General features: G+C 58.8%; 22 protein-coding genes. All 22 read right to left on the bottom strand.

Going from position 1 to position 21,602, the window contains the following annotated elements; genetic code table 11:
* Window positions 1-14: 14 nt before the first annotated feature.
* Entirely contained in the window at window positions 15-377 is a 363-nt protein-coding gene (locus ACNSPV_RS09880; protein WP_348583547.1) for a YraN family protein, read from the bottom strand.
* Complete coding sequence (locus ACNSPV_RS09875) at window positions 374-1,021, bottom strand: ribonuclease HII (RefSeq protein ID WP_348583548.1); 648 nt, start codon at window positions 1,019-1,021, stop codon at window positions 374-376. The genes ACNSPV_RS09880 and ACNSPV_RS09875 overlap by 4 nt, the downstream gene beginning before the upstream one ends.
* On the bottom strand, window positions 1,018-1,941 hold the full coding sequence (gene ylqF, locus ACNSPV_RS09870) for a ribosome biogenesis GTPase YlqF (RefSeq protein ID WP_348583549.1): 924 nt from the start codon (window positions 1,939-1,941) through the stop codon (window positions 1,018-1,020). Before ylqF ends, ACNSPV_RS09875 begins: the two co-directional genes overlap by 4 nt.
* Window positions 1,938-2,486, bottom strand: a complete 549-nt coding sequence (gene lepB / locus ACNSPV_RS09865) for a signal peptidase I (RefSeq protein ID WP_249238672.1) — start codon at window positions 2,484-2,486, stop codon at window positions 1,938-1,940. The genes ylqF and lepB overlap by 4 nt, the downstream gene beginning before the upstream one ends.
* A gap of 42 nt (window positions 2,487-2,528) precedes the next feature.
* Entirely contained in the window at window positions 2,529-2,660 is a 132-nt protein-coding gene (locus ACNSPV_RS09860; RefSeq protein WP_348583550.1) for a hypothetical protein, read from the bottom strand.
* On the bottom strand, window positions 2,657-2,998 hold the full coding sequence (rplS, locus tag ACNSPV_RS09855) for a 50S ribosomal protein L19 (protein WP_022257134.1): 342 nt from the start codon (window positions 2,996-2,998) through the stop codon (window positions 2,657-2,659). The genes ACNSPV_RS09860 and rplS overlap by 4 nt, the downstream gene beginning before the upstream one ends.
* A 215-nt stretch (window positions 2,999-3,213) precedes the next feature.
* Window positions 3,214-3,858 carry a TIGR03936 family radical SAM-associated protein gene (locus tag ACNSPV_RS09850; RefSeq protein ID WP_348583551.1) on the bottom strand — a complete coding sequence of 215 codons (645 nt, stop codon included), beginning with the start codon at window positions 3,856-3,858 and terminating at the stop codon, window positions 3,214-3,216.
* Window positions 3,833-5,695 (bottom strand): TIGR03960 family B12-binding radical SAM protein, encoded by a 1,863-nt coding sequence (locus tag ACNSPV_RS09845; protein ID WP_348583552.1) that lies wholly within the window; start codon window positions 5,693-5,695, stop codon window positions 3,833-3,835. Before ACNSPV_RS09845 ends, ACNSPV_RS09850 begins: the two co-directional genes overlap by 26 nt.
* A 65-nt stretch (window positions 5,696-5,760) precedes the next feature.
* A complete protein-coding gene (locus tag ACNSPV_RS09840) occupies window positions 5,761-6,246 on the bottom strand; it encodes a peptidase (RefSeq protein ID WP_348583553.1) in 486 nt (161 codons plus the stop codon).
* The gene (locus ACNSPV_RS09835) at window positions 6,233-6,793 is read right to left on the bottom strand and encodes a M23 family metallopeptidase (RefSeq protein WP_348583554.1); all 561 of its coding nucleotides are present in this window, start codon (window positions 6,791-6,793) and stop codon (window positions 6,233-6,235) included. The genes ACNSPV_RS09840 and ACNSPV_RS09835 overlap by 14 nt, the downstream gene beginning before the upstream one ends.
* 92 nt (window positions 6,794-6,885) lie before the next feature.
* Window positions 6,886-9,321, bottom strand: coding sequence for a polyphosphate kinase 1 (ppk1, locus tag ACNSPV_RS09830; protein WP_418268274.1), 2,436 nt, complete (start codon window positions 9,319-9,321; stop codon window positions 6,886-6,888).
* Window positions 9,322-9,351: 30 nt separating this feature from the next.
* Window positions 9,352-9,711, bottom strand: coding sequence for a ComEA family DNA-binding protein (locus ACNSPV_RS09825; RefSeq protein ID WP_348583555.1), 360 nt, complete (start codon window positions 9,709-9,711; stop codon window positions 9,352-9,354).
* A gap of 66 nt (window positions 9,712-9,777) precedes the next feature.
* Window positions 9,778-10,608: an HAD hydrolase family protein gene (locus tag ACNSPV_RS09820; RefSeq protein WP_348583556.1), complete on the bottom strand. Its 831-nt coding sequence runs from the start codon at window positions 10,606-10,608 to the stop codon at window positions 9,778-9,780.
* The gene (locus tag ACNSPV_RS09815; protein WP_348583557.1) at window positions 10,605-11,537 is read right to left on the bottom strand and encodes an RluA family pseudouridine synthase; all 933 of its coding nucleotides are present in this window, start codon (window positions 11,535-11,537) and stop codon (window positions 10,605-10,607) included. Before ACNSPV_RS09815 ends, ACNSPV_RS09820 begins: the two co-directional genes overlap by 4 nt.
* Before the next feature lie 3 nt (window positions 11,538-11,540).
* On the bottom strand, window positions 11,541-12,014 hold the full coding sequence (gene lspA, locus ACNSPV_RS09810; protein WP_348583558.1) for a signal peptidase II: 474 nt from the start codon (window positions 12,012-12,014) through the stop codon (window positions 11,541-11,543).
* A 90-nt stretch (window positions 12,015-12,104) separates the two neighbouring features.
* A complete protein-coding gene (gene ileS, locus ACNSPV_RS09805; RefSeq protein WP_097775650.1) occupies window positions 12,105-14,900 on the bottom strand; it encodes an isoleucine--tRNA ligase in 2,796 nt (931 codons plus the stop codon).
* 39 nt (window positions 14,901-14,939) lie between these two features.
* A complete protein-coding gene (locus ACNSPV_RS09800) occupies window positions 14,940-15,767 on the bottom strand; it encodes a DivIVA domain-containing protein (protein WP_418268273.1) in 828 nt (275 codons plus the stop codon).
* Window positions 15,768-15,788: 21 nt separating this feature from the next.
* Window positions 15,789-16,616 carry an RNA-binding protein gene (locus ACNSPV_RS09795; RefSeq protein WP_249238661.1) on the bottom strand — a complete coding sequence of 276 codons (828 nt, stop codon included), beginning with the start codon at window positions 16,614-16,616 and terminating at the stop codon, window positions 15,789-15,791.
* The gene (locus ACNSPV_RS09790; protein ID WP_348583560.1) at window positions 16,600-17,067 is read right to left on the bottom strand and encodes a cell division protein SepF; all 468 of its coding nucleotides are present in this window, start codon (window positions 17,065-17,067) and stop codon (window positions 16,600-16,602) included. Before ACNSPV_RS09790 ends, ACNSPV_RS09795 begins: the two co-directional genes overlap by 17 nt.
* Window positions 17,068-17,177: 110 nt before the next feature.
* Complete coding sequence (locus tag ACNSPV_RS09785; RefSeq protein ID WP_348583561.1) at window positions 17,178-18,491, bottom strand: HlyD family efflux transporter periplasmic adaptor subunit; 1,314 nt, start codon at window positions 18,489-18,491, stop codon at window positions 17,178-17,180.
* Between the two features lie 5 nt (window positions 18,492-18,496).
* On the bottom strand, window positions 18,497-19,441 hold the full coding sequence (miaA, locus tag ACNSPV_RS09780) for a tRNA (adenosine(37)-N6)-dimethylallyltransferase MiaA (RefSeq protein WP_348583562.1): 945 nt from the start codon (window positions 19,439-19,441) through the stop codon (window positions 18,497-18,499).
* On the bottom strand, window positions 19,425-21,584 hold the full coding sequence (mutL, locus tag ACNSPV_RS09775; RefSeq protein ID WP_348583563.1) for a DNA mismatch repair endonuclease MutL: 2,160 nt from the start codon (window positions 21,582-21,584) through the stop codon (window positions 19,425-19,427). The genes miaA and mutL overlap by 17 nt, the downstream gene beginning before the upstream one ends.
* Window positions 21,585-21,602: the final 18 nt, after the last annotated feature.

Genomic DNA, 21,602 nt, shown 5'->3' with positions numbered 1-21,602 from the left:
CCGGGGTACTTGCTTTACGCAAGAAAAGCGCCCCTTATAATATGTACCATCCAGCGCCCGCTGTCAAGAGGGAACACTTCCGCCACATCAAATCGCACCGGTGCATCGCTCTGTCCGGTACACTGCAGATAGTGCTGTGCTGCAAGGATCAGCCGCTTCTGTTTGGCGGCATTCACCGCAGCAGCCGGGCGCGAAACGGCGTTGGAGCTGCGGGTCTTTACCTCGCAGATGACAATGGTCCCGTCCGGTTCCTGTACCACCACGTCCAGCTCCCCCATCCGGGTGTGGAAGTTGTGTGCCAGCAGCCTGCAGCCCTGCTTCTGATACCAGCGGGCCGCAGCGGCTTCTCCCCTGTGCCCCGTCTCAGCGCGGTTCACTTTCCGTTCTCCGGCCAGTAGCCCTGTTTTTTCAGGAAGCTGCGGCGGTAGAATGGCTGGATGCCGTACTGCGCAATGAGCTCATAGTGGAGCTTGGTCGGGTAGCCCTTGTGTTTTGCCAGCTGATACTGCGGGTACTGTCTGTCCAGTTCCAGCATATAGCGGTCACGACTGACCTTGGCAAGGACGGATGCCGCGCCGATGCTGGCACTGGTGGCGTCGCCCTTGACCACCGGCTGTGCCGGGATCTGCAAACCCGCCGGGGTGCGGTTGCCGTCCACCAGCACGAGGTTCGGCACGATGTCCAGCTCTTCCACGGCCTGCTTCATGCCGCCCATGGTGGCGTTGAGGATGTTTTCCCGGTCGATGATTTCCGGCCCCACAAAAATAATTTTGTAGGCCAGCGCCTTTGCAACGATCTCGTCAAACAGGGCTTCCCGTTTTTTCTCGGTGAGCTTTTTTGAGTCGTTGATGCCAAAGACCGGATTCTCCGGGTCCAGAATACAGGCCGCTACGCACACCGGGCCGCACAGAGGGCCGCGCCCGGCTTCGTCCACGCCCGCAAAGCAGCCATACTGACTGCGTACAGCGGCATCGTACTCATACAGCGGAGCCGAGATCTCCTCGTCGGAATGGCGCTTCATTCCTCTTCCTCCTCGGCAAAATCCGTCAGGTCATCCCGCTGCGGCGGGCGCTCCAGCGAAATGCGGCCCCACTTGCAGGCGCGGAATTCATCCACCAGCATAATGGCACAGCGCTCGGTGTTCACCTCGCCGCCGCGCACCAGCAGGCCGCGCTTGCGGCCGATGGCTTCCATCAGCTCATAGGGCGGCAGTGCCAGCGTTTCGGCGTCCAGCTTGTAGCGCTGGGCCACAAGGTCGGGATAGTTGCGGCGCACCTCATCCAGCAGGTTCATGGCCAGTTCTTCCACGTCCAGAATATCGTCCTTGATGGAGCCGATGAAGGCCAGATTGGATGCAATGGTCTTGGAATCAAACTTCTTCCACAGTACGCCGGGCATATCCAGCAGATCAAATTTGTCGGTGCTGACCCACTGCTTGCCCTTAGTCACACCCGGGCGGTCTGCCGCCTTGGCGCGGGCAGAGCCTGCAAAGGTGTTGATAAAGGTGGACTTGCCCACATTGGGGATGCCGCACAGCATCACCTGCGTCTTGGCACCGCCCATGCCGCGGTTCTGGCGGCGTTCCAGCAGGCCGGCCAGTTCTTTTTCGATCGCAGTCTTAACGGCATTAGCGCCGCCCTTCTGCTTGGCGCTGATCGCCACACAGCCGGCGTCTGCTGCACGGAAATACTTGATCCATTCTTCCGTTACAGCCGGGTCGGCCAGATCTGCCTTGTTCAGCGCATAGAGCTTCGGCTTGCGGGCCGTGATGCGCTCGATCTCCGGGTTCAGGCTGGAGAGCGGGATGCGGGCATCCAGCAGCACAAGGCTTGCATCCACATGCTGGATCTCCTGCTCCATCATGCGCAGGGTCTTGGTCATGTGGCCCGGGAACCACTGAATATTGTACTGGTTTGCAAAGCGGGTATCCATTTCGTTCATTTTACCACCCCAAAATCTGTAAAGGGCATAAAGCACACAAGCACCTTGCCCAGAATATCCCGTTCGTCGATGCAGCCGACATAGGTGGAGCGGCTGTCCAGCGACTGGTTGCGGTTGTCGCCCATCACGAACACCGTGCCCTCCGGCACTGTGTACGGGAACTGCACATCGTAGCCAAGATAGGTAGGCTCTGCAATGTAGTCCTCCTGCAAGACCTCACCGTTCACCGCCACGGTGCCGGTCGCATAATCGATGGAGACCGTATCGCCGCCTTTGGCGATGACACGCTTGACCAGCGGCTTGCCGTAGGAGGTATAGCTGTCCACAATGACCACATCACCGCGCTGAGGCTCGTAGCCCGCCCCCCACACGATGAGCTTGTCGCCGTTGACCAGCGTAGGCACCATGGAGCTGCCGTCCACCTGAATGATGCGGAAGAAAAACGAAAAGATCAGCACCAGCACCAGCGCTGCCGAGATCAAGGCCTCGTACCATTCCAGCAGATTCTGCCCGCGCACGGGCTTTGTCTGTTCCTGTTTTTCCATATCCGGTACACCTCACCTTCTGGTTTTACACTGCTGACCCGATTATACCGCAGCCGACAGGCTTTCTGCAAGCCAGATCACCTGCCGGCCGCACAGTTTTTTCAAATTTTTGATAAAGAAAAAAGGGACAACGAGGTTGTCCCTTTTCTCCCGTTTCAAATCGGGGATGATCAAATATCGCTCTTGACCTTGGCAGCCTTGCCGGTACGGCCACGCAGGTAGAACAGCTTTGCGCGGCGGACCTTGCCCTTGCGGACAACGGTGACCTTCTCAACGAAGGGGCTGTTGATGGGGAAGACACGCTCGATGCCGACACCGTAAGCAACGCGGCGAACGGTAAAGGTCTCAGCAACGCCGCCGTGCTTCTTTGCGATCACAGTGCCCTCAAAGGCCTGGATGCGCTCACGGTCGCCTTCCTTGATACGAACATCAACGCGGACGGTGTCGCCAACGTTGAACTGGGGCTTTTCAGCCTTGATGCTGCCTTCAGAAATAATCTTCAGTGCGTCCATTTTTGAATCCTCCATTTGTTTTTAGACGTTCATGCACGGCACCTTGCCGTCAGAGGACCGCCCGTTTAATGATATTGTCATTAACCCCGCTGTGGTCTCAGCGGACACTAACGCCTAAATAGGATATCACAAAACCTGCGTGAATGCAAGCGTTCTGACCAAAATAAATGCAAAAATTTTCTGTTTTGCCCAACAGACGGTCTTTCACGCTCCGATCAGACAAACAGCTGTTTGTCTGCCGTCAAAAACTTTTTGCGCAGGATGTTGGCGCTGACGGCAGGCAGACCGAATTTTTCTTCCAGAAAACCGGTGAGCAGCGAGGGGTTCAGGTTCAGTTCCTGTGCGGCCGGCATGCACAGATCAATGTGCAGGCTGTCCCCCTCCGTGGTGTACTCCACCTGCGGGATGTGATCCTTCAGCTCAATGATCTTGTTGCCTTTTTTGCCGTGCTTTTCCACCGGAGCGCTTTCCAGCGCATTGTACTGATCCAGCGCCGCAGCCGCTGCCGCCGGGTAGGTGATGCGATAGCATGCGTAGGCAATGAGGTCCGCCTTCATCTGCACCGGGCCAACATGCGTGATCACGATGCCTGCAGGCATGATGGCATTGAGGGCCGCTTTCCACTGCTCAAAATCCGGGGCTTCCGCTTCGGTCTTGACGTCCACGCACTCGCACTCGCTCTCCTGCCCCAGCGAAAGCGGGCAGGCAAAGGTCATATAGATGTGGGGATTGAAGCCCAGCGTATGCCACACCGGCAGGCCGCTGCGCTTGAGCACACGCTGCATCACCCGCTGCAGGTCCAGCAGGGAGATGTAGGAGGCCTCATTCTTTTTCTCAAACGAGATTCTGACTGTAATCAAAGCAGGGACCTCCTAACAGATGATTTGCGCCGCAGCCGTGGCAGGCACGGTTGCAGGGCTGGGTGGTCTGGGCAGCAAGCGCCTTTTTGTACTCCCGCACCAGATATTCGTGGGTGACGCCGTAATCCATGTGGGACCAGGGCGTTACCTCGTCCAGACCGATGGGACGCTGGCAGTAGAACGCCGGGTCGATGCCCAGATCTGCAAAGGTCTGCAGCCATGTGTCGTATTTGAAGCACTCTTCCCAGCCGTCAAAGTAGCAGCCGCGCTTGTAGGCTTCCACAATGACCGGGGCAAGGCGGCGGTCGCCCTTGGCAAACACGCCCTCCAGAAAGCTGGTGGTGCTGTCGTGATAGTTGACCTTGATCTTGCGGCTGCGCACGCTTTCCAGCAGATGCTTCTGCTTGGCCTGCAGGGTCTCGGCCGTGTCCATGGGCACAAACTCAAAGGGAGTATGGGGCTTGGGCACAAAGCAGGCACAGCTGATCGTCACCTGAACGCCCTTTCCCTTGCCGCGCTTGGGCAGAGAATAGTAAAGATCGACCACCTTCTGCGCCGTCTCTGCGATGCCCTCAATGTCCTCCATGGTCTCGGTGGGCAGGCCCATCATGAAGTAGAGCTTGACCGAAGTATAGCCCGCGTTGAATGCAATGGTGCAGGTCTTTTCGATCTCATCCCATGTGACATTCTTGTTGATGACGTTGCGCAGGCGCTGGGTGCCGGCTTCAGCGGCGAAGGTCAGGCCGCTCTTGCGCACCTTGGTGGTTTTTTCAATGAGGCTCTGGGAGAAGTTGTCCACACGCAGGCTCGGCAGCGACAGGCTGACATGCTCCTTGGGTGCCCATTCGTTCAGATCATCCAGCAGTTCTTCCAGCTGTCCGTGGTCAGAGGTGGACAGGCTGGAAAGGCTCAGCTCCTCATAGCCGGTGTTAGCGCACAGCTCCTGCGCCGCCCTGTTCAGAAGGCCCGCGTCACGCTGGCGCATGGGGCGGTACAGAAAGCCCGCCTGACAGAAGCGGCAGCCGCGCACACAGCCGCGCAGCACCTCGATGCTGGCGCGATCCTGAATGGCACCCACCATGGGCACCACGAAATTCGTGGGCGGGGCAAACTCGTTCAGGTCCTTGATGATGGCCTTGGTGATGCGCGCCGGGATGCCCGGCTCGTTGGGGGTGATGGCCTTGACCCGGCCATCCTCGTAATACTCCACATCGTAGAATGCTGGGATATAGACGCCGGGGATCTTTGCGATGCGCAGCAGCAGCTCCTTTTTGGAGACGCCGCCCTCTTTTTTGGCCTTTTCGATCTCGGCGCAGATGCCGGGCAGTTGGTTTTCGCCCTCGCCCAGCTGGATCACATCAAAAAAGTCCGCGATCGGCTCCGCATTGCAGGCACAGGGGCCGCCCGCCACGATCAGCGGCCAGCGTTCGTCACGGTCTTTGGAATAGAATGGGATGCCTGCCAGATCCAGCATGGCCAGAATGTTGGTATAGGACAGCTCGTACTGCAGGGTGAAGCCCACTGCATCAAAGGCGGTGAGCGGGTCCTTGCTCTCCATGGTGTAGAGCGGCAGGCCAAGGCGTTCCATTTCAGCCTTCATGTCCAGCCATGGCATGAAAGCGCGCTCACACCACCAGTTTTCACGGCGGTTGAGCAGCTCATAGAGAATCTTTTCGCCAAGGAAGGACATGCCTACCTCATAGGTGTCCGGAAAGCAGAACGCAAAGCGGACATCCACTTTTTCTTTGTCCTTATATACACTGCCGGGTTCTCCGCCGGTATAACGGCCGGGCTTCTGTACCCGTCCCAGCGCTTCTTTCAGTTTTGGATCAAACATCGAGTCCTCCAATAAACAGTCCATTTTTACACGTCATTTTATTGTACCCGAAATGAGCTGTTTTTTCAATCATTTCCCTTAAACTTTTTGCCTGCACGCCGCATTTCGCGCAGGCAGGACGCCAGCTGCGCCCCATCCAGCGGAGGAACGGGCAGCAGGTTGAATCCCCCGGTCAGCAGATTTGCCGCCCAGAAGGCACTGCCGCGGATGGTCAGTTCCTGTTCCAGCCGCAGCGCCCAGATGCCCGCCAGCATGAAATTGACCGCCGGGCCTGCAGCAGCCAGCCAGAAGAGCCGCCCCGGTGAAAGGCCCCGGGCCGGAGCGTCCATCCGCATACAAAAGCCGGTCATGGTCACCTCAATGACCGGAAAGCGGCGCAGCAGCGCACAATACACCAGAATGTGCCCGCACTCGTGCAGGAATGCCGCCAGCAGGCCCAGCCGCAGAAAGCCGCTGGCATCGAAGTACAGCAGAAAATACAGGGAACCGCACAGCAGCACCGGGTCCCGGAACACCAGAGGCCCCAGCCGCAGGGCATCAGGATGCTTCATGCGAAAGGCCCAGTGCATCTGCCGGGTCACAGGCTTTTCCCTGACGATACAGCTCAAAATGCAGATGTGCCCCGGTGGCCCGGCCGCTCTGCCCTGCTGTGCCGAGGGTCTGCCCTGCCTCTACGGCTTCGCCCGGACGGACATAGATATACTGCAGATGGGCATACACCGCCGCTGTTCCATCCGCAAGCAGAAGCTCCATGCAGCTGCCATAGCTGGCACTTCGCTTTGTGCGGAGCACGGTTCCGCCCTGCACCGCAAGGATGCCGGTGCCCTCGGCGCAGGCAAGGTCGATTCCCTTGTGAAATGCCCGTTTACCCGTAAAGGGGTCCTCCCGCCAGCCGTATCCGTCCGAAACGCGCCACTGTGTGGTTTCCAGCGGAAAGCAAAAGGCATCCTCTGTTTTCGACTGTGCCCGTGCCGGGAGCACCAGTCTGACGCAAAGCAGCGCTCCCAGCAGGACCGCCGCCCGGAAAAGGGCCAATTTCTTCCCATATTTTGCGTGTTTTATGCGCTGTCCTGCTCGTCCGCTCCGCTTCGTCTGCATACCGTTTCCCCTTTCCGCTGTAGTCCACTGTATGCAGGCGGCGGTTCAAAAAGACCCGGCAGGGCTTTTCCCTGCCGGGTCTTGCAGTGCTGTTATCTGCGGAATTTGAAGAGGTTCAGGAACTGCTTCAGGCGGCTCTTCTGCGCAGGCGTTTCGGAAACGGCCGGTTTTGCCGGTTTTGGCACAGAAGCAGGCCGGGGTGCCGGTTTTTTGCGGTTCACCATCTGTTCCAATTCGTCAAAGTGATCGTGTTCCTCCGGCTTCGGGGCCGCATCCAGATGGATGGGTGCCGACGGTTCGAGAGCCTTTTGCGGTTCTTGCTTCTGTACGGGGAACTCCACCGCCTTTGCCTCCGGTTCCGCTGCAGGCTGTTCTGCAGCGGGAGCTTCTGCAGTCAACGGTGCCGTCGGAGCCTCCACAGCCGCCGGTGCCGTTTTTTCACAGGCAGGAACTTTTCCAGTCCAGTCATCCCGAAGCAGCTCATACATATCCATCTGGCCGTTGATCAGTGCTTCGCCCTCGGCAGGCTTCACCTTCTGGTAGCTGCCATCCGGGCGCATCTCGCGGGCATTGACGTTATCCCGCAGCTGCAGCTGCAGAATATCGGTGAGCTTCTGCACCAGCACCGGGTCTTCCACCCGGACGCCTACCTCCACGCGGCACTCCGTGTTGCGGGTGAGGAAGTCGCCGGAAGCAATATAAACGCGGGTGTGCACTCCATCAAAGAAGCTGTAAATGCGGCCATGCTCCAGATAACGGCCCACAAGGCTGCGGATGTGCAGGTTTTCGGTCTTGCCGGGCACCTCTGCACGCACACAGCAGATGCCGCGCACGATCATGTCGATGCGCACACCGGCACAGCTGGCTTCCTGCAGCTTCAGGATGATGTCGCGGTCGCTGATGGAGTTGTTCTTCAGGATCATGGACGCCGGGCGGCCCATGCGGGCGGCAGCGATCAGGTGATCCATTTCTTCCAGAAGCACGCTCTTGAACCGCAGCGGTGCCACCAGCATCTTGCTGCTGTCCTCGGTCAGGCGCTGTACGGCAAGGTTCTGGAATACGTTGGATGCTTCCTCGCCAATGACGGGATCGGCCGTGATAAAGGAATAATCGGTGTACAGCTCACTGGTTTTTTCGTTGTAGTTGCCGGTGCCGATCTGGGTGATGTAGGAGTAGCCCTGTGCGCCCTTGCGGGTGATGAGGGTCAGCTTGGAGTGCACCTTGTAATCATCAAAGCCATAGATAACGGTGCAGCCTGCTCCTTCCAGCTGCTTGGACCAGTCAATGTTGTTCTGTTCATCAAAGCGGGCGCGCAGCTCCACCAGAGCCACCACTTCCTTGCCGTTTTCGGCCGCTTCCATCAGCGCCTGCACGATCTGGGATTCCCGCGCCATACGGTAGAGGGTCATCTTGATGGAAATGACCTCCGGGTCATGTGCCGCCTTTTTGAGCATGGCAATGAAGGGCCGGATAGACTGGTACGGGTAGCTGAGCAGCACATCATGCTTCTGCACCTCGGCGGCAAGATCGTACTGCGGCGGCGGCAGCATGGGCCGTGCCGCCGGGTAGAACAGCTCCGGATGTCCGTCTGCCTCGATCCTGCCGGTGAGCTTATAGAAGAAGCTCAGATCCAGCGGGCTTTTCTGCACGAACACCCGCTTATGGGTCAGCACAAGGCGGTTGCACAGCAGGCGTTCCACCTCCGGGGCAGATGCCGTTGTGATCTGCAAACGCACAGCCGCCAGCTTGCGGCGGCGCTTGAGCAGATCGGACATGATCTCACGGTAATCGATATCGTGATCCATCATGCCCTCTTTCACGTCGATGTCCGCATTGCGGGTCACGCGGAACAGGCACTTTTCCTGAATGGCATCCTTGCCAAAAATGCTGGCCGCAAAATGCAGCACCAGCTCCTCGGTGAGGGCAAACAGCGTCTCGCCATCTTTTTTTACAATGTGCATCCGTTCCATCTGGCTGGAAATGGGGATGATGCCCAGACTCTGCCCTGCAGGGTGCTTTTCCCTGAGCAGTACGCCCAGATAGATCTCCTGGTTGCGCAGGAACGGGAACGGATGGCGGTTATCCACGATCTGCGGGCTGAGGATGGGGAACAGCTCGGTCTGAAAATATTTTTTCCAGAAATGCTCTTCTTCCTTGGTCAGATGGTTAAAGTCCACCTTGCGATAACCGCATTCCGCCAGCGCTTCCAGCGCCTTTGCGTAGTATTTGTCGCATTCTTCCTGCAGCTGCGCCGTTTTGGGCATGATGGCAGTCAGCTGTTCCGCCGCGGACATGTTGGTCTTGTTTTCCCTCTTGACCTTTTTGCCCTGTTCCTGTTCCAGATTGGCGCGCTCCTGCAGAGAACCCACGCGCACCATGAAAAATTCGTCCAGATTCGAGCCATAGATCGCAAGAAACTTGACCCGTTCTGCAAGCGGAACATTTTTATCTTTGCCCAATGCAAGAACGCGCTGATTAAAATCCAGCCAGCTCAGTTCCCGGTTGATAAAAATGGTATCATCACTCATAGTATTCCCCTTTTCCAGCTGCCTTGCGGCTCAGCTCACGGTTGCCTGCCCTTTCCAGGAATCCACCACAGCCTGCGTCAGGCCCGGAACGCAGGCTGCATCCTCTACCCGTGCAAACGGGCCGTTCTGCTCCCGGTATTCCAGAATGGCTCTGGCCCGGCTTTCTCCTACGCCCGGCAGGGTGCACAGCGCAGAAAGCCCGGCTGTGTTCAGATCCACCAGTATGTGCTGTTCCAGCCCCGCTGTATCCGGCAGCGGCTGGACCGCAGTGTCCTGCAGCGGCACGGCAAAATAAAACGCCAGCGCTGCGCACAGGATCACTGCAGCCACCGAGAGGCAGATAAAAACTGCCTCCCGTTTTTGGGACTCCGGCAGATGTGTTTCTTTCATTGTACCTGACTTTCCCCCAAAAAGAAAGGCTTCTGCGAAAGAATATGCAGAAGCCTTGCACAAATTTTACGCTAAATTTTCAGCATCCCGTACCATACGGTACAGCACTTCCACCGCAGAGCCTGCCGCAGCATCGGTCAGGGTGACCTTCTGCGCAGCAAGACGCAGCTCTGGCGGAGCATCTGCCGCCGCCACGCTCTGGCTGGCATTGCGCACCAGCTCCAGCATGGACATGCCGCCCGACAGCACCAGAACATCCTCCGGATTGATGCCCACCGGCATACACACAGCATCCAGCATTTCGTGGCCGGAAACGGTTCTGGGCGTCAGGATCAGGGTATCTGCTGCGGCACGCTCGCCCAGCAGCACCGCTGTGCGATCCCCCAGCGATTTTTCCAGCAGCGAGATCATGGGCACGGCCTTGCTGTCCTGATACAGCAGCACCCGCAGCACTTCTTCTCCCTTGATATCCGCTGCATTCGCCAGCAGATAGGGGGTCCATTCCTGCCGCAGATGGCGTTCCAGCGCCTCACTCATGCGCAACACCCGGGTGGTGCCATCGGTCATCTGCAAAGCGACGCCCACGCCTGCCGCGTCCGGCAGGCGGGTAAACAGATCGGCGTCCTGCCCGGCAAAGCTGCACAGCGTCCGGCTGGTGCCATCGGCAAAATGGTAGGCCATCGCGCCGCCGCACACCAGCGCAGGGGCATTGAGCCGCACACTGCCCAGAATGGAACGCACTGCCCGGGGCGTGCGCTGCGAGAACACCGTAAAACGGCCGCCGCGGCGGACGAACAGCTGCAGCACGTCCCGCACAACCTGAGTCAGGTTTCCATCCGCTCCCAGCAGCAGGTGATCCAGATCACACAATACAAGCCTTTGGTCCAGCTGGTTCATAGGGTTCCCCTCCTGAGCGTTGCAAGAAAATGAGTGAAGTATTCCGGCAGCTCCGAATCAAAGCGCAGCTGTTCGCCGGTAATGGGGTGGATAAACCCCAGTGTTTTTGCGTGCAGGCACTGCCCGTGCAGGCTGGTGATGCAGTTGTGCGGGCCGTAGACCGGGTCGCCTGCCACCGGGTGCTGGATGGACGCCATGTGCACTCGGATCTGGTGGGTGCGGCCGGTCTTCAGGCGGCATTCCAGCATGGTGAAGTTGTTCAGCCGTTCCAGCACCTGATAACCGGTGTAGGCATATTTGGTGTGGGGCTCGCCGGCCGGGTAGACTGCCATTTTTTTGCGGTCGGTTTTGCTGCGGCCAAGATTGGACTCCACAAAGCCTTCATCTTGTGCAAAGCCGCCGTACACGATGGTGCGATACGCGCGCTCCACACTGTGCACCGCCATCTGCTGGGAAAGACCGATGTGGGTTGCATCGTCCTTTGCCACCACCAGCAAGCCGCTGGTGTCCTTATCGATGCGGTGCACGATGCCGGGGCGGATCTTGCCGCCGATGCCGGACAGGCTTCCCTTGCAGTGCCACAGCAGCGCATTCACCAGCGTGCCGTCCGGGTTGCCGGGAGCCGGGTGCACCACCATGCCCTTGGGCTTGTTGACCACCAGCAGATGCTCGTCCTCATAGACGATCTCCAGCGGGATATCCTGCGGCACAGCCTCGATGGGCTTGGCGTCCGGGATCTCCAGCAGAATGGTGTCGCCTGCCTTGAGCTTCAGGCTCTTGGCCACCTGCCTGCCGTTGCACAGCACATGGCCATCCGCCACGAGGGCCTGCAGGGCAGAACGGGAAAGGCCGGTATCCTCGCCGCTGAGAAAACGGTCGATGCGCTGGCCGGCCGTTTCCTGCTCCACCACAAATTCACGCTGCTCCATGGCTCACTGCTCCTTTGCGCCGCCGTGCAGCTCTTCCAGAAAGATCTCCAGCACCCAGAGACCCACACCCACGCACACGCAGATATCCGCAAAATTGAACACCGCAAACTGCATGAACAGCAGATTGATGTAGTCCACCACCACGCCGTTGAGCACACGGTCGATCAGGTTGCCGATACCGCCGGCAAGGATCAGCAGCAGTGCGGCCTGCTGCAGGTATCTGCCGCGGCTGCGGAAGAACAGCCCGTAGGCCACAAGGATCAGCGCTATGCTGGTAGCGATGATGAGGAACATCTGCTTGCCGCTGAGCAGGCTGAACGCCATGCCCGGGTTGAGCACGAACCGCAGCTCCACCACATGGGGGATCAGCGGCATGGCTCCCACCGGCTGCAGCACATTTGTGGCCCACAGCTTGATGGCCTGATCGATGCCAATGAGTGCCGCAGCCGCGAGCAGATTAAAAACAACATATGCCATAGGATACTCCCAAAATCATTCAGTATAAAAAACGGCGCTCCCCGGTATAAGGGAGCGCCGCCCTTTAAAACATTGTTTTATGCGGAACGCTTAGGCTTCCACAACGCTGGCGCAGCGTGCGCACAGGGTGGGATGTGCAGCATGGCTGCCGATGGAAGAAGAATACTTCCAGCAGCGCTCGCACTTTTCGCCGGTGGCATGTGCAGCAGCAACGCCCAGACCTTCAACAGCGCTTGCAGCGCCGCCTTCGCCCTTGACCAGCTCTACCTGAGAGACGATCATCAGGTCGGCCAGCTCGTCCATGGGGATGCTGTTCAGCAGATCATACACCGCGTCATTGCAGTACAGGGTGACGGCAGCCTCCAGAGAAGCACCGATGACCTTTTCGGCACGGGCCTGCTCCAGAACCTTCTTCACCTCGTCACGGACAGCGATCAGCTGAGCCCACTTTGCCTTGAAGGCCTCATCGGCGGCATACTGGCCAGCCTTGGGCATCTCCTCAAAGACAACGTACTTGTTCATGCCCTCGGTCTTGGGCATGAAGTCCCAGATCTCCTGGCTGGTGAAGCACAGGATGGGCGCAATGATCTTGTCCAGAGCCACCAGGATCTTGTACATGGTGGTCTGAGCAGCCTTGCGGCCTGCGCCGTTGGTGCAGTACAGACGGTCCTTGGTCACATCCAGATAGAAGTTGGACATTGCAACAACGCAGAAGTTGTATACTGCATGATAGACCTTGTTGAAGTCGTACACAGCGTAGCCTGCGCTGGTGTTGACCATCAGGTCATCCAGAGCAGCCAGTGCCCAGCGGTCGATCTCCTGCAGCTGGTCGTCAGCCACACAGTCGGTGTTGGGATCAAAGCCGTCCAGATTGCCCAGAATGAAGCGGGCGGTGTTGCGGATCTTGCGGTAAGCCTCGCTCAGCTGCTTGAAGATGTTCTTGCCGGCACGCACATCCACGGTGTAGTCGGAAGAAGCCACCCACAGGCGGATGATATCAGCGCCGTAGTCCTTGATGATCTCGCTGGGCTCCACGCCGTTGCCGGCGCTCTTGTGCATCTGCTTGCCCTGCTCGTCCACGACCCAGCCGTGGCACAGAACAGACTTATAGGGTGCGCAGCCCTTGCTTGCAACGCTGGTCAGCAGGCTGGACTGGAACCAGCCGCGGAACTGGTCGCCGCCCTCCATATACATATCGGCGGGGAAACGCAGTTCCGGACGCTCCTCCAGCACAGCGGCATGGGTGGAGCCGGAGTCGAACCAGACGTCCATGATGTCGGTGTCCTTGGTCCACTCGGAAGCACCGCACTTTTCGCACACTTCGCCTGCGGGGATGATCTGCTCGGCTTCGTACTTATACCATGCATCGGAGCCTTCCTTGCGGAACAGGTCGCTGACAGCCTTGATGGTGGCATCGGTGATGTGGTAGGTGCCGCACTTCTTGCAGTAGAATGCGGGAATGGGCACGCCCCAGGTGCGCTGGCGGCTGATGCACCAGTCGTTGCGGTCGCGCACCATGCCCTTCATACGGTCATGGCCCCAGTCCGGCATCCAGGTAACGGTGTCGATGGCCTTGTAGACGTCCTCACGGAACTTTGCGATGGAGCAGAACCACTGTTCCGTTGCACGGAAGATGATGGGGTGATGGCAGCGCCAGCAGTGCGGGTACTGATGCTTGATGTGCACCTGACCCATGACAGCGCCGGACTCGGTCAGGTCGGCCAGAATGGTCTTATTGGCAGCCCACACGCGCTGACCTGCATACTTGCCGGCCAGCTCGGTCAGATAGCCGCCATCGTCCACGGGGACGGTGATGGGAACCTGCGGATACTTCTGGCAGACGTTGAAGTCGTCCACGCCGTGGCCGCCTGCGGTATGGACGCAGCCGGAACCGCTTTCCAGCGTGACGTGGTCGCCCAGAATGACCCAGCCTTCCTTGGGCAGGTAGACGTGGTTGTAACGCATCAGCTCGAACTCGGTACCGGGGACCGGCTCGCCCACGATCTCGTAGTTCTCGATGTGGCAGGCGTCCATGACGCTCTTGACCAGCTCGGTGGCCATGATGTGGAACTCATCACCGATCTTGACGAAGGAGTACTCGAACTGGCCGTTCAGGCAGATCGCCTCGTTAGCGGGCAGAGTCCAAGTGGTAGTAGTCCAGATGACGAAGTAGGTCTTGTCCATCGGGATGCCGTGCTTTGCCAGCACACCGTTGGGGTCCTGAGAGACGTGGAAACGCACGAAGATGGAATCGCAGTCGTCCTCGCCGTACTCGATCTCGGCCTCTGCCAGAGCCGTGCGGCAGTCCGGGCACCAGTACACAGGCTTCAGGCCCTTGTAGATGTAGCCCTTTTTGGCCATCTCGCCAAAGATCTCGATCTGGCGTGCCTCGAACTCAGGCTTCAGGGTCAGATACGGATGCTCGAAATCGCCGATAACGCCCAGACGCTTGAACTGGTCGCTCATGATGTCGATGTGCTCGGTAGCAAACTTTTCGCAGATCTGGCGCAGCTCCAGCTTGGAAATGTCCTTCTTCTTATCACCGACGGAGGACAGAGCCTTCAGCTCGATGGGCAGGCCGTGGGTATCAAAGCCGGGCACATAGGGAGCCTGGAAGCCCTCCATGTTCTTGTCGCGGATAATGATATCCTTGATGATCTTGTTCAGGGCAGTACCCATGTGGATATTGCCGTTTGCGTACGGAGGGCCGTCGTGCAGGATGAACTGCGGCTTGCCCTCGTTGTGCTTCATGAGCTGATTGTACAGGTCGTTGTCGTCCCAATCCTTGAGCATGACCGGCTCCTTCTTAGGCAGGCCGGCACGCATTTCAAACAGGGTCTTGGGCAGGTTCAGAGTACTATCGTACTGCGATTTGTTCTTAGCCAATGGTTTACACTCTCCTCTATATTTCCTTATGGGGTCGCCTTACTCGCTGAACTTGACGCCCTGAAAAGCATCGTAGTCCGGCTCGTCCGGCTTAAAATCAGCAGGAGGCGCGGGCGGAGGGTCCAGCTTGAGCTGGCTTTCGTCCTTTGCCCAGAAATCCTCGCTGCTGTCAGCCGTCTCGCTGTCATCTTCAGCAGAGGCGGCAGGTTCTGCATCTTCTTCTGCAGCCGGAACAGGCTCTGCCTCAGGCTGCACATCTGCGGCCTGCAGCTGAGCGGCAGCCGCAGGTTCGGCTTCGTCGGCAGCAGGCTCTGTGTCGGCAGCTTCCTGTGCGGGCGTTTCCTTCTGGAACTCCGGCAGGCGGCTCAGCGACTCCACATGGCTGCGGTACAGATTGAGCACATCGGACTTGAAGCGGGTCACTTCCAGACGCACACGGTCATACTCGCGCTCTTCTGCAAGGCGCTTCTCGTTTGCCTCGTTCTCGATCTCATCTGCACGGTCGTTGGCCTTCTGCAGCAGTTCGTTGGCATCGCGGATGATATCATCACCGCGCAGATTTGCACGATGGATGATCTCTTCCGCCTTCTGGTTTGCTTCACGGATGACGTTCTCACCCATGCGCTGCGCATTGATCAATGCACTCTTGAGCATTTCACCGTCTGCCTCAAAGCTCTTCAGCTCCTCGTGCAGCTTCTGGTTTTCAGCAGTCAGATCCGCAATCTGCTTGCGAAGCTGTTCCGCCTGTGCATCGTCCTCCTGCAGCTGTTCTTCCACCTTGTCCAGAAAACGATCCACGTCCTCTGTGCGGTAGCCGCGGAGGTTTTTTTCAAATTGCACAGAACGGACATCCTGCGGAGTCAGCATAGTCATTTCCTCCCGTTGCTTTTAATATTGAAAAAATTCGATGATCGACCGGTCTTTTTTGCTTTTTCCGGGCAGTGCCGTCAGGCCAAAGCGGCCCTTGCCCCGCACGGTAAAAACATCACCCTCATACACCGGCGCATGGGGTTTTTCGGCAGGCAGATGGTTGATCTCCACCCTGCCGGCCGCGATCAGCTCACACGCCTGCCCCCGGCTGCACCGCAGCATGGCCGCAAGCACAGCGTCCAGCCGCAGAGACGACACGGTAGCGCTGCGCAGCTCGCGCCGGGCCTGCGGGAAGGACGGTATCTCGTCCGGTTCCAGCAGCTCAGTGGTCAGCTCGGTGTGCCCGGCCTGAAACAGTTCCCGGCAGATCAGCTGTGCTGCCGGTTCCAGCGCAAACACATACGCTGTGCCCGGCTGATCCTCCGGCAGAACGATGTCTCCCAGTGCTTCGCGCTTCAGCTCCAGACCCATCAGGCTGCCCAGATAGTCCTTGTGCGCGGGCAGCGCGGCCCCGGGCAGAGCCCGGCATTGCAGCCGCACGCAGCGGATGGGGTTTTCCCCATAGCTGTACTCGGGCTCCAGACAGAGGATCCGGCGTTCCGCCTGCGGCCAGCCGCCCTCAAAGCGGAAGCCTTCCTCTATGTCCGCACGCCCCAGCGCTGCACGGGCAAGATCCTGCTCACGGTCGCTCAGAAAACCGGAGTACCGTGCGATCTCCCGGGAAAAGGCCGTGCGGGCCAGATCCTCGATATGCCGCATGAGATAGCGTTCTTCATCCGTGCGTGCGGGAATGAACCCGCGCACGGCTTTGGGCTGTGGATCATGCAGATCAATAGAACGCGCCATTGTTCTCCAGCTCGTCCAGCAGATCGCCCATGATGTCTACATTATATGGTGTGATGATAAAGGTGCTGTTGGCCACCCGCTTGATCTGGCCGTTGTTGGCATAGGCAACACCGGACAAAAAGTCCACCAGACGGCGGGAGACTTCCTTGTTGGTAGACTCCAGATTGAGCACGACCGTGCGCTTGTTGTTCAGATGGTCGGCAATGGTGCTTGCATCCTCAAAGCGCTCCGGCTTTACCAGCACCACCTTGAGCTGAGTGGTGGCATTGATGTTGACCACCTTGCCGTTCTTCTTGTTGGTGCCCTCGGTATGTTCCTCAGCTTCGTTGTCCGCACCGAGGCCGACGCCGTTGTTATTGTTCACCATCTGGGGACCATCATCGATGTACTGGTCCTCATAATCGTCTTCCTGGTCAAACAGACCCTTCTTGATGCTGTCAAGAAAAGACATACAATCTGCTCCTTTCATTCGGGCAGCTTGGTGCTGCCTGGCGTTCTCTGCAAAAGAATGCAAAGAATAGCTTTATCTATTATCGGATTTTTTGCCTCAGATGTCAATAACTACAAAAGCTTTCCGTCATACAAATTTTGTCCGGAGACGATTATTTCGTCATAAAGCCTCACCTTGCTGACCGAACCCTCGGTCCCTTCGGGCAAAACAAGGATGTAATCGCCGTCTGTGATCAGCGGATGGTCTGCATCCACCGGGTCGATCCGGCAGAAGCGCGCGATGTTGCCAAGCTTGACGTAAACGCCGGGAACATAGTTCTCGCCCTGTGTCTCGGCCTCGGTCCCGTCCTCCTTCAGATAGTGCACCGCTGCTGCAGGCACCCGCAGGCCGCTGTGCTCCCCTACCGAGATCCGTGCGGCAGCCCGGTTCAGGCACAGCACATCCCCGTTGATGGAGTTGCAGGTGAGCACAAAGCGTGCAAGGCCGCTGTCCGCATCAATGCTCACTTCGGCAACGGTCGCCTTCAGGCCGTTTTCCATCCGCCCCGGAAAGCTGATCTCCACCGCAGAGCGCAGCGGCTTGCCGTCCTGACCCAGCAGCTTTTCTCCCTGCTTTGCGCTGCACACGCCCACATAGCGCCAGGTAAAACCGGCTACGATCTTACCGGCGCAGCCATCCAGTGCCATCACCGGGTCGGAATCCAGATAGCCCTGCAGCTCCTGCGCACTCAGTGCAAGGATGTCGTCCGCGCCGGCATTGAGCCTGCCGCTGCCGGAAGCCCGTACAAAGTAACCGGTCTGCGGCGCAGCGATCTGGGTAGGACTGCCCAGCTGAGCCTGCACGCTCTGGGCCTGCTGGACCAGAGCCGTGATCTGATCGGTAAAGTTTGCAGCATCACCGGTGACGACCCAGAGCTTGTTCTGTGCAAGCTGATAGGCATTGGAATCATCATCCACTGCCTCGTAGTCGCCGTCATCCAATGTATCCAGCAGATCATACAGTGCGCCAGCGCGTTCTTTTAAAAGGCTGTCCAGCTGCAGGGCTGCCGTGTTCTGGGATCTCTGCAGCAGATCGATCTGGTCATTCAGCTGGGTCAGCTGCTGGCGCAGCGTGGCCTGCGATGCATTGCTGTAGATCTCTGCCACCGCAGTACCTGCGGAAACGCGCTCACCGTCCGCCGCAAGATATCCAAGGTTTCCGCTGCCTGCCACATAGCTTTCGTCAAACAGCAGCACGCCGTCTGCATCCACGGTATCCGAAATGACCGCAGGCAGTGCCGTTTCATAGACATTCTGCGGGAACAGGACGTGCATGGCCTGATAGAGCACATACCCTGCAGCCAGCAGCAGAAATGCGATCAGCACCCCTGCCAGCGTGGCAAATCCATGGGATGCACGGCCCTCCTTCCGGGTCTCGTCCGGCATATCGATCACCTCTTCGATAAAAATTCACTCACTTGATGGATGGCAGTTTCTGCCGCATCCGGTGCACCGGCATCCAGCCAGACCACACCGTCCATATGGCGGAACCATGTCAGCTGGCGCTTGGCATAGTTGCGGGACGCCTGCTTGAGTTTATCTGTACAGGCTTCCAGCGGAGCCGTACCTTCAAAATACGGGAAGAATTCCTTATAACCAATGGCCTGCGCCGCCGTGCGGAAGCGTTCGCGGCTGCGCCAGACGTACTCTGCCTCTGCCAGAAGGCCCGCTTCCAGCATCTTGTCCACCCGCAGATCGATGCGGCGGTAAAGGGCCGCACGGTCCGGGAAATCCAGTCCCAGGATCAGGCTGCGGTAGGGCCGTTCCTGCGGAAGGGAGTCTGCCTTCTGTTCGCTGAGACGCCTGCCCGTAGCGCGGTAATGTTCCAGTGCGCGCAGCACGCGCACCTGATTGTTCGGGTGGATGGCCGCTGCGGCCTCCGGGTCGGCCCGGCGCAGCTCTTCGTACATGGCCGCGCCGCCTTTTTCGGCAAGCTCTGCCGCCAGCTGCTCCCGCAGGCCGACAGGCGTTTTTTCCTCGGCAAAGCGCACCCCGTACAGAAAGCTCTGGACATACAGGCCTGTGCCGCCCACGAGGATGGGCAGATTTCCCCGTGCCGTGATTTCCTGTTCCAGCGCTGCGGCCATAGCCGTAAAATCTGCCACACTGAAAGTTTTGTCCGGCGGCAGGATGTCCACGCCGTGGTGCGGGATGCCGCAGGTCTCCTCCGGCGTCACCTTTGCGGTACCGACGTCCAGACCCTGATAGATCTGCATGGAATCGCAGCTGATGACCTCGCCGGAAAAGCGCCTTGCCAGCGCCACGCCGAGAGCGGTTTTGCCTGTGGCCGTCGGGCCCACAACGGCTACGACCGGATGTTTATACGATGCGTCCAAACTGCTTTTCCAGCTCCTTTCGGGTCAATTTCAGTACGCAGGGGCGTCCGTGCGGGCAGAAGGGCGGCACCTCGCCGGAAAGGATCTTTTCGGCCAGCGCCAGCAGCTCCTGCGGCGAGGACTTATCCCCCGCTTTGATGGCTGCACGGCAGGAGATGGAATGCAGCACCCACTCGGTGTGCTCATTCAGCGCATCATGGCCGCCCTTGAGCAGCTTATTTGCGATCTCTACCAGCAGACTTTCTGCATTCTGCGGCTCCACATCTGCAGGCACTGCCCGCAGCACGACCGTGTTCCCGCCAAAATCTGCAATTTCCAGTCCTGCATTTTCCAGCAGCGGAATGTTGTCCAGCAGCGCCTGCTTTTCCTCTGCCGACAGATCGATGGCAGCAGGCTCCAGCAGCAGCTGGCCGGGCACATTGCCGTAGCTGGCCGCCAGCTTCTCGTAGAGCTGGCGTTCATGGGCAGCATGCTTATCGATCAGGCACAGCTCGTCTCCGCGCTCTGCAAGGATGTAGGTCTTAAACACCTCACCCACATAGTGCAGCGGTTCCGGCTGACCGGCTGTCGGGTCAAAGTTCAGCTGCTCCGGCTCTGCTGCTTCCACTGGCAGTTCTTCTGCCGGACATGCAGCAGCGGTATGCTTTTGCTCTGCCGGTTCATCCGGGCTCTCCGGCGCGGAAGGCACCGACTTGTTTTCCTGTACCGCAGGCGCTGCATCCCATGCCGCCATGTGATCCTGCGCCGCATGGATTTTTGCATCCTCTTGTCCAGCCAGTTCCGGCTCTACGTCCAGCTGTGCCTCGCTGGCTGCAGCACGGAAGGGTTCTGCCGTCCGGTGGCTTTCTGTTTCCGGACTGTGCAGCGTCACGAAGGGGTCCAGCATGGGAGCATTCTGCGTGCCGCTCGGCCAGCGGGGCACAGCGGTCGGCGCGGCTTTTCCTACCGGCTCCGGCCGCAGAGCGGGCCGTTCCTCCGTTTTTGCCGGTTCCCGGCGCTGCTGGGGCAGGGTGCCCGGGTCCGCCTGCCCGGGAATGATGGCAGAAAGTCCTGTAAAGTTGTCATGCTTTACATCATTTTCAATCTTTTTATCGATTGTTTTTTCACTCTCAGGCTTTTCATCTGCATCAAAGATGAAAAGCCGTTCGCCGGTGCCGGGCTGAGCCAGTGCCAGCTTGACGGCGTGGTAGACCACATCAAAAATATCATTTTCCCGGGCAAAACGCACTTCCACCTTTGCCGGATGGACGTTGACATCCACAAGGTCTGCCGGCATTTCCAGCAGAAGGATGCCGCCCGGGAACTTGCCCTGCATCATGGTGCCCTTGAAGGCCATTTCCATGCCAGCCATCATGGTGCGGTTGCGCACATAGCGGCCATTGATGTAAAAATGCTGCATACTCCGGCTGGCGCGGCAGCTTTTGGGCGGGGTGATCAGGCCGGTGATGCGGTACACGCCCTCCTGATTTTTCAGCTCGATGAGGTCCCGGCTGAACTCCCGGCCCAGAACCGCATAGGCCGCGCTGCGCAGCTGACCATCGCCGGGGGTGACATACTGCAGCTTGCCCTCCCGGATGAATTTGACACTGACCTCCGGGTGGCTGAGGGCCACATGGGCGATCGTATCCGCCACAAAGGTGCCCTCGGAAGAGTCCTTTTTGAGGAACTTCATGCGGGCGGGGGTGTTGTAGAACAGGTCCCTCACCCGGATGGTAGTGCCCACCGCACGGGCACCCGGCTCCCGGGAGATCTCTTCCCCGCCCTCGATGCGGTAGACGGTGGCAAACTCGTCTGCCTCGGTGCGGGTGGTCAGCTCCACACGCGCCACGCTGGCAATGGATGCCAGTGCTTCGCCGCGGAAGCCCAGCGTATGGATGCTGTTCAGGTCATCCGGCTTTTCGATCTTGCTGGTGGCATGGCGGATAAACGCCGTGGAAATGTATTCCGCCTCAATGCCGGTGCCGTTGTCGCTGATCTCGATCAGCTTGACGCCGCCGGATTCAATGCTGACCGTCACCTGCGCAGCTCCGGCATCGATGGAGTTTTCCAGCAGCTCCTTGACCACTGACGCAGGCCGCTCGACCACCTCGCCAGCGGCAATCAGCTCGGCGGTGTGCTTATCCAGAACATGGATCACTGCCATGGTGTTCCCTCCTTATGG

The sequence above is a fragment of the Faecalibacterium sp. 3 genome (assembly GCF_048323735.1).
In the GTDB taxonomy this organism is placed as follows: domain Bacteria; phylum Bacillota; class Clostridia; order Oscillospirales; family Ruminococcaceae; genus Faecalibacterium; species Faecalibacterium wellingii.
This window is presented reverse-complemented; position numbering and strand designations above follow the sequence as displayed.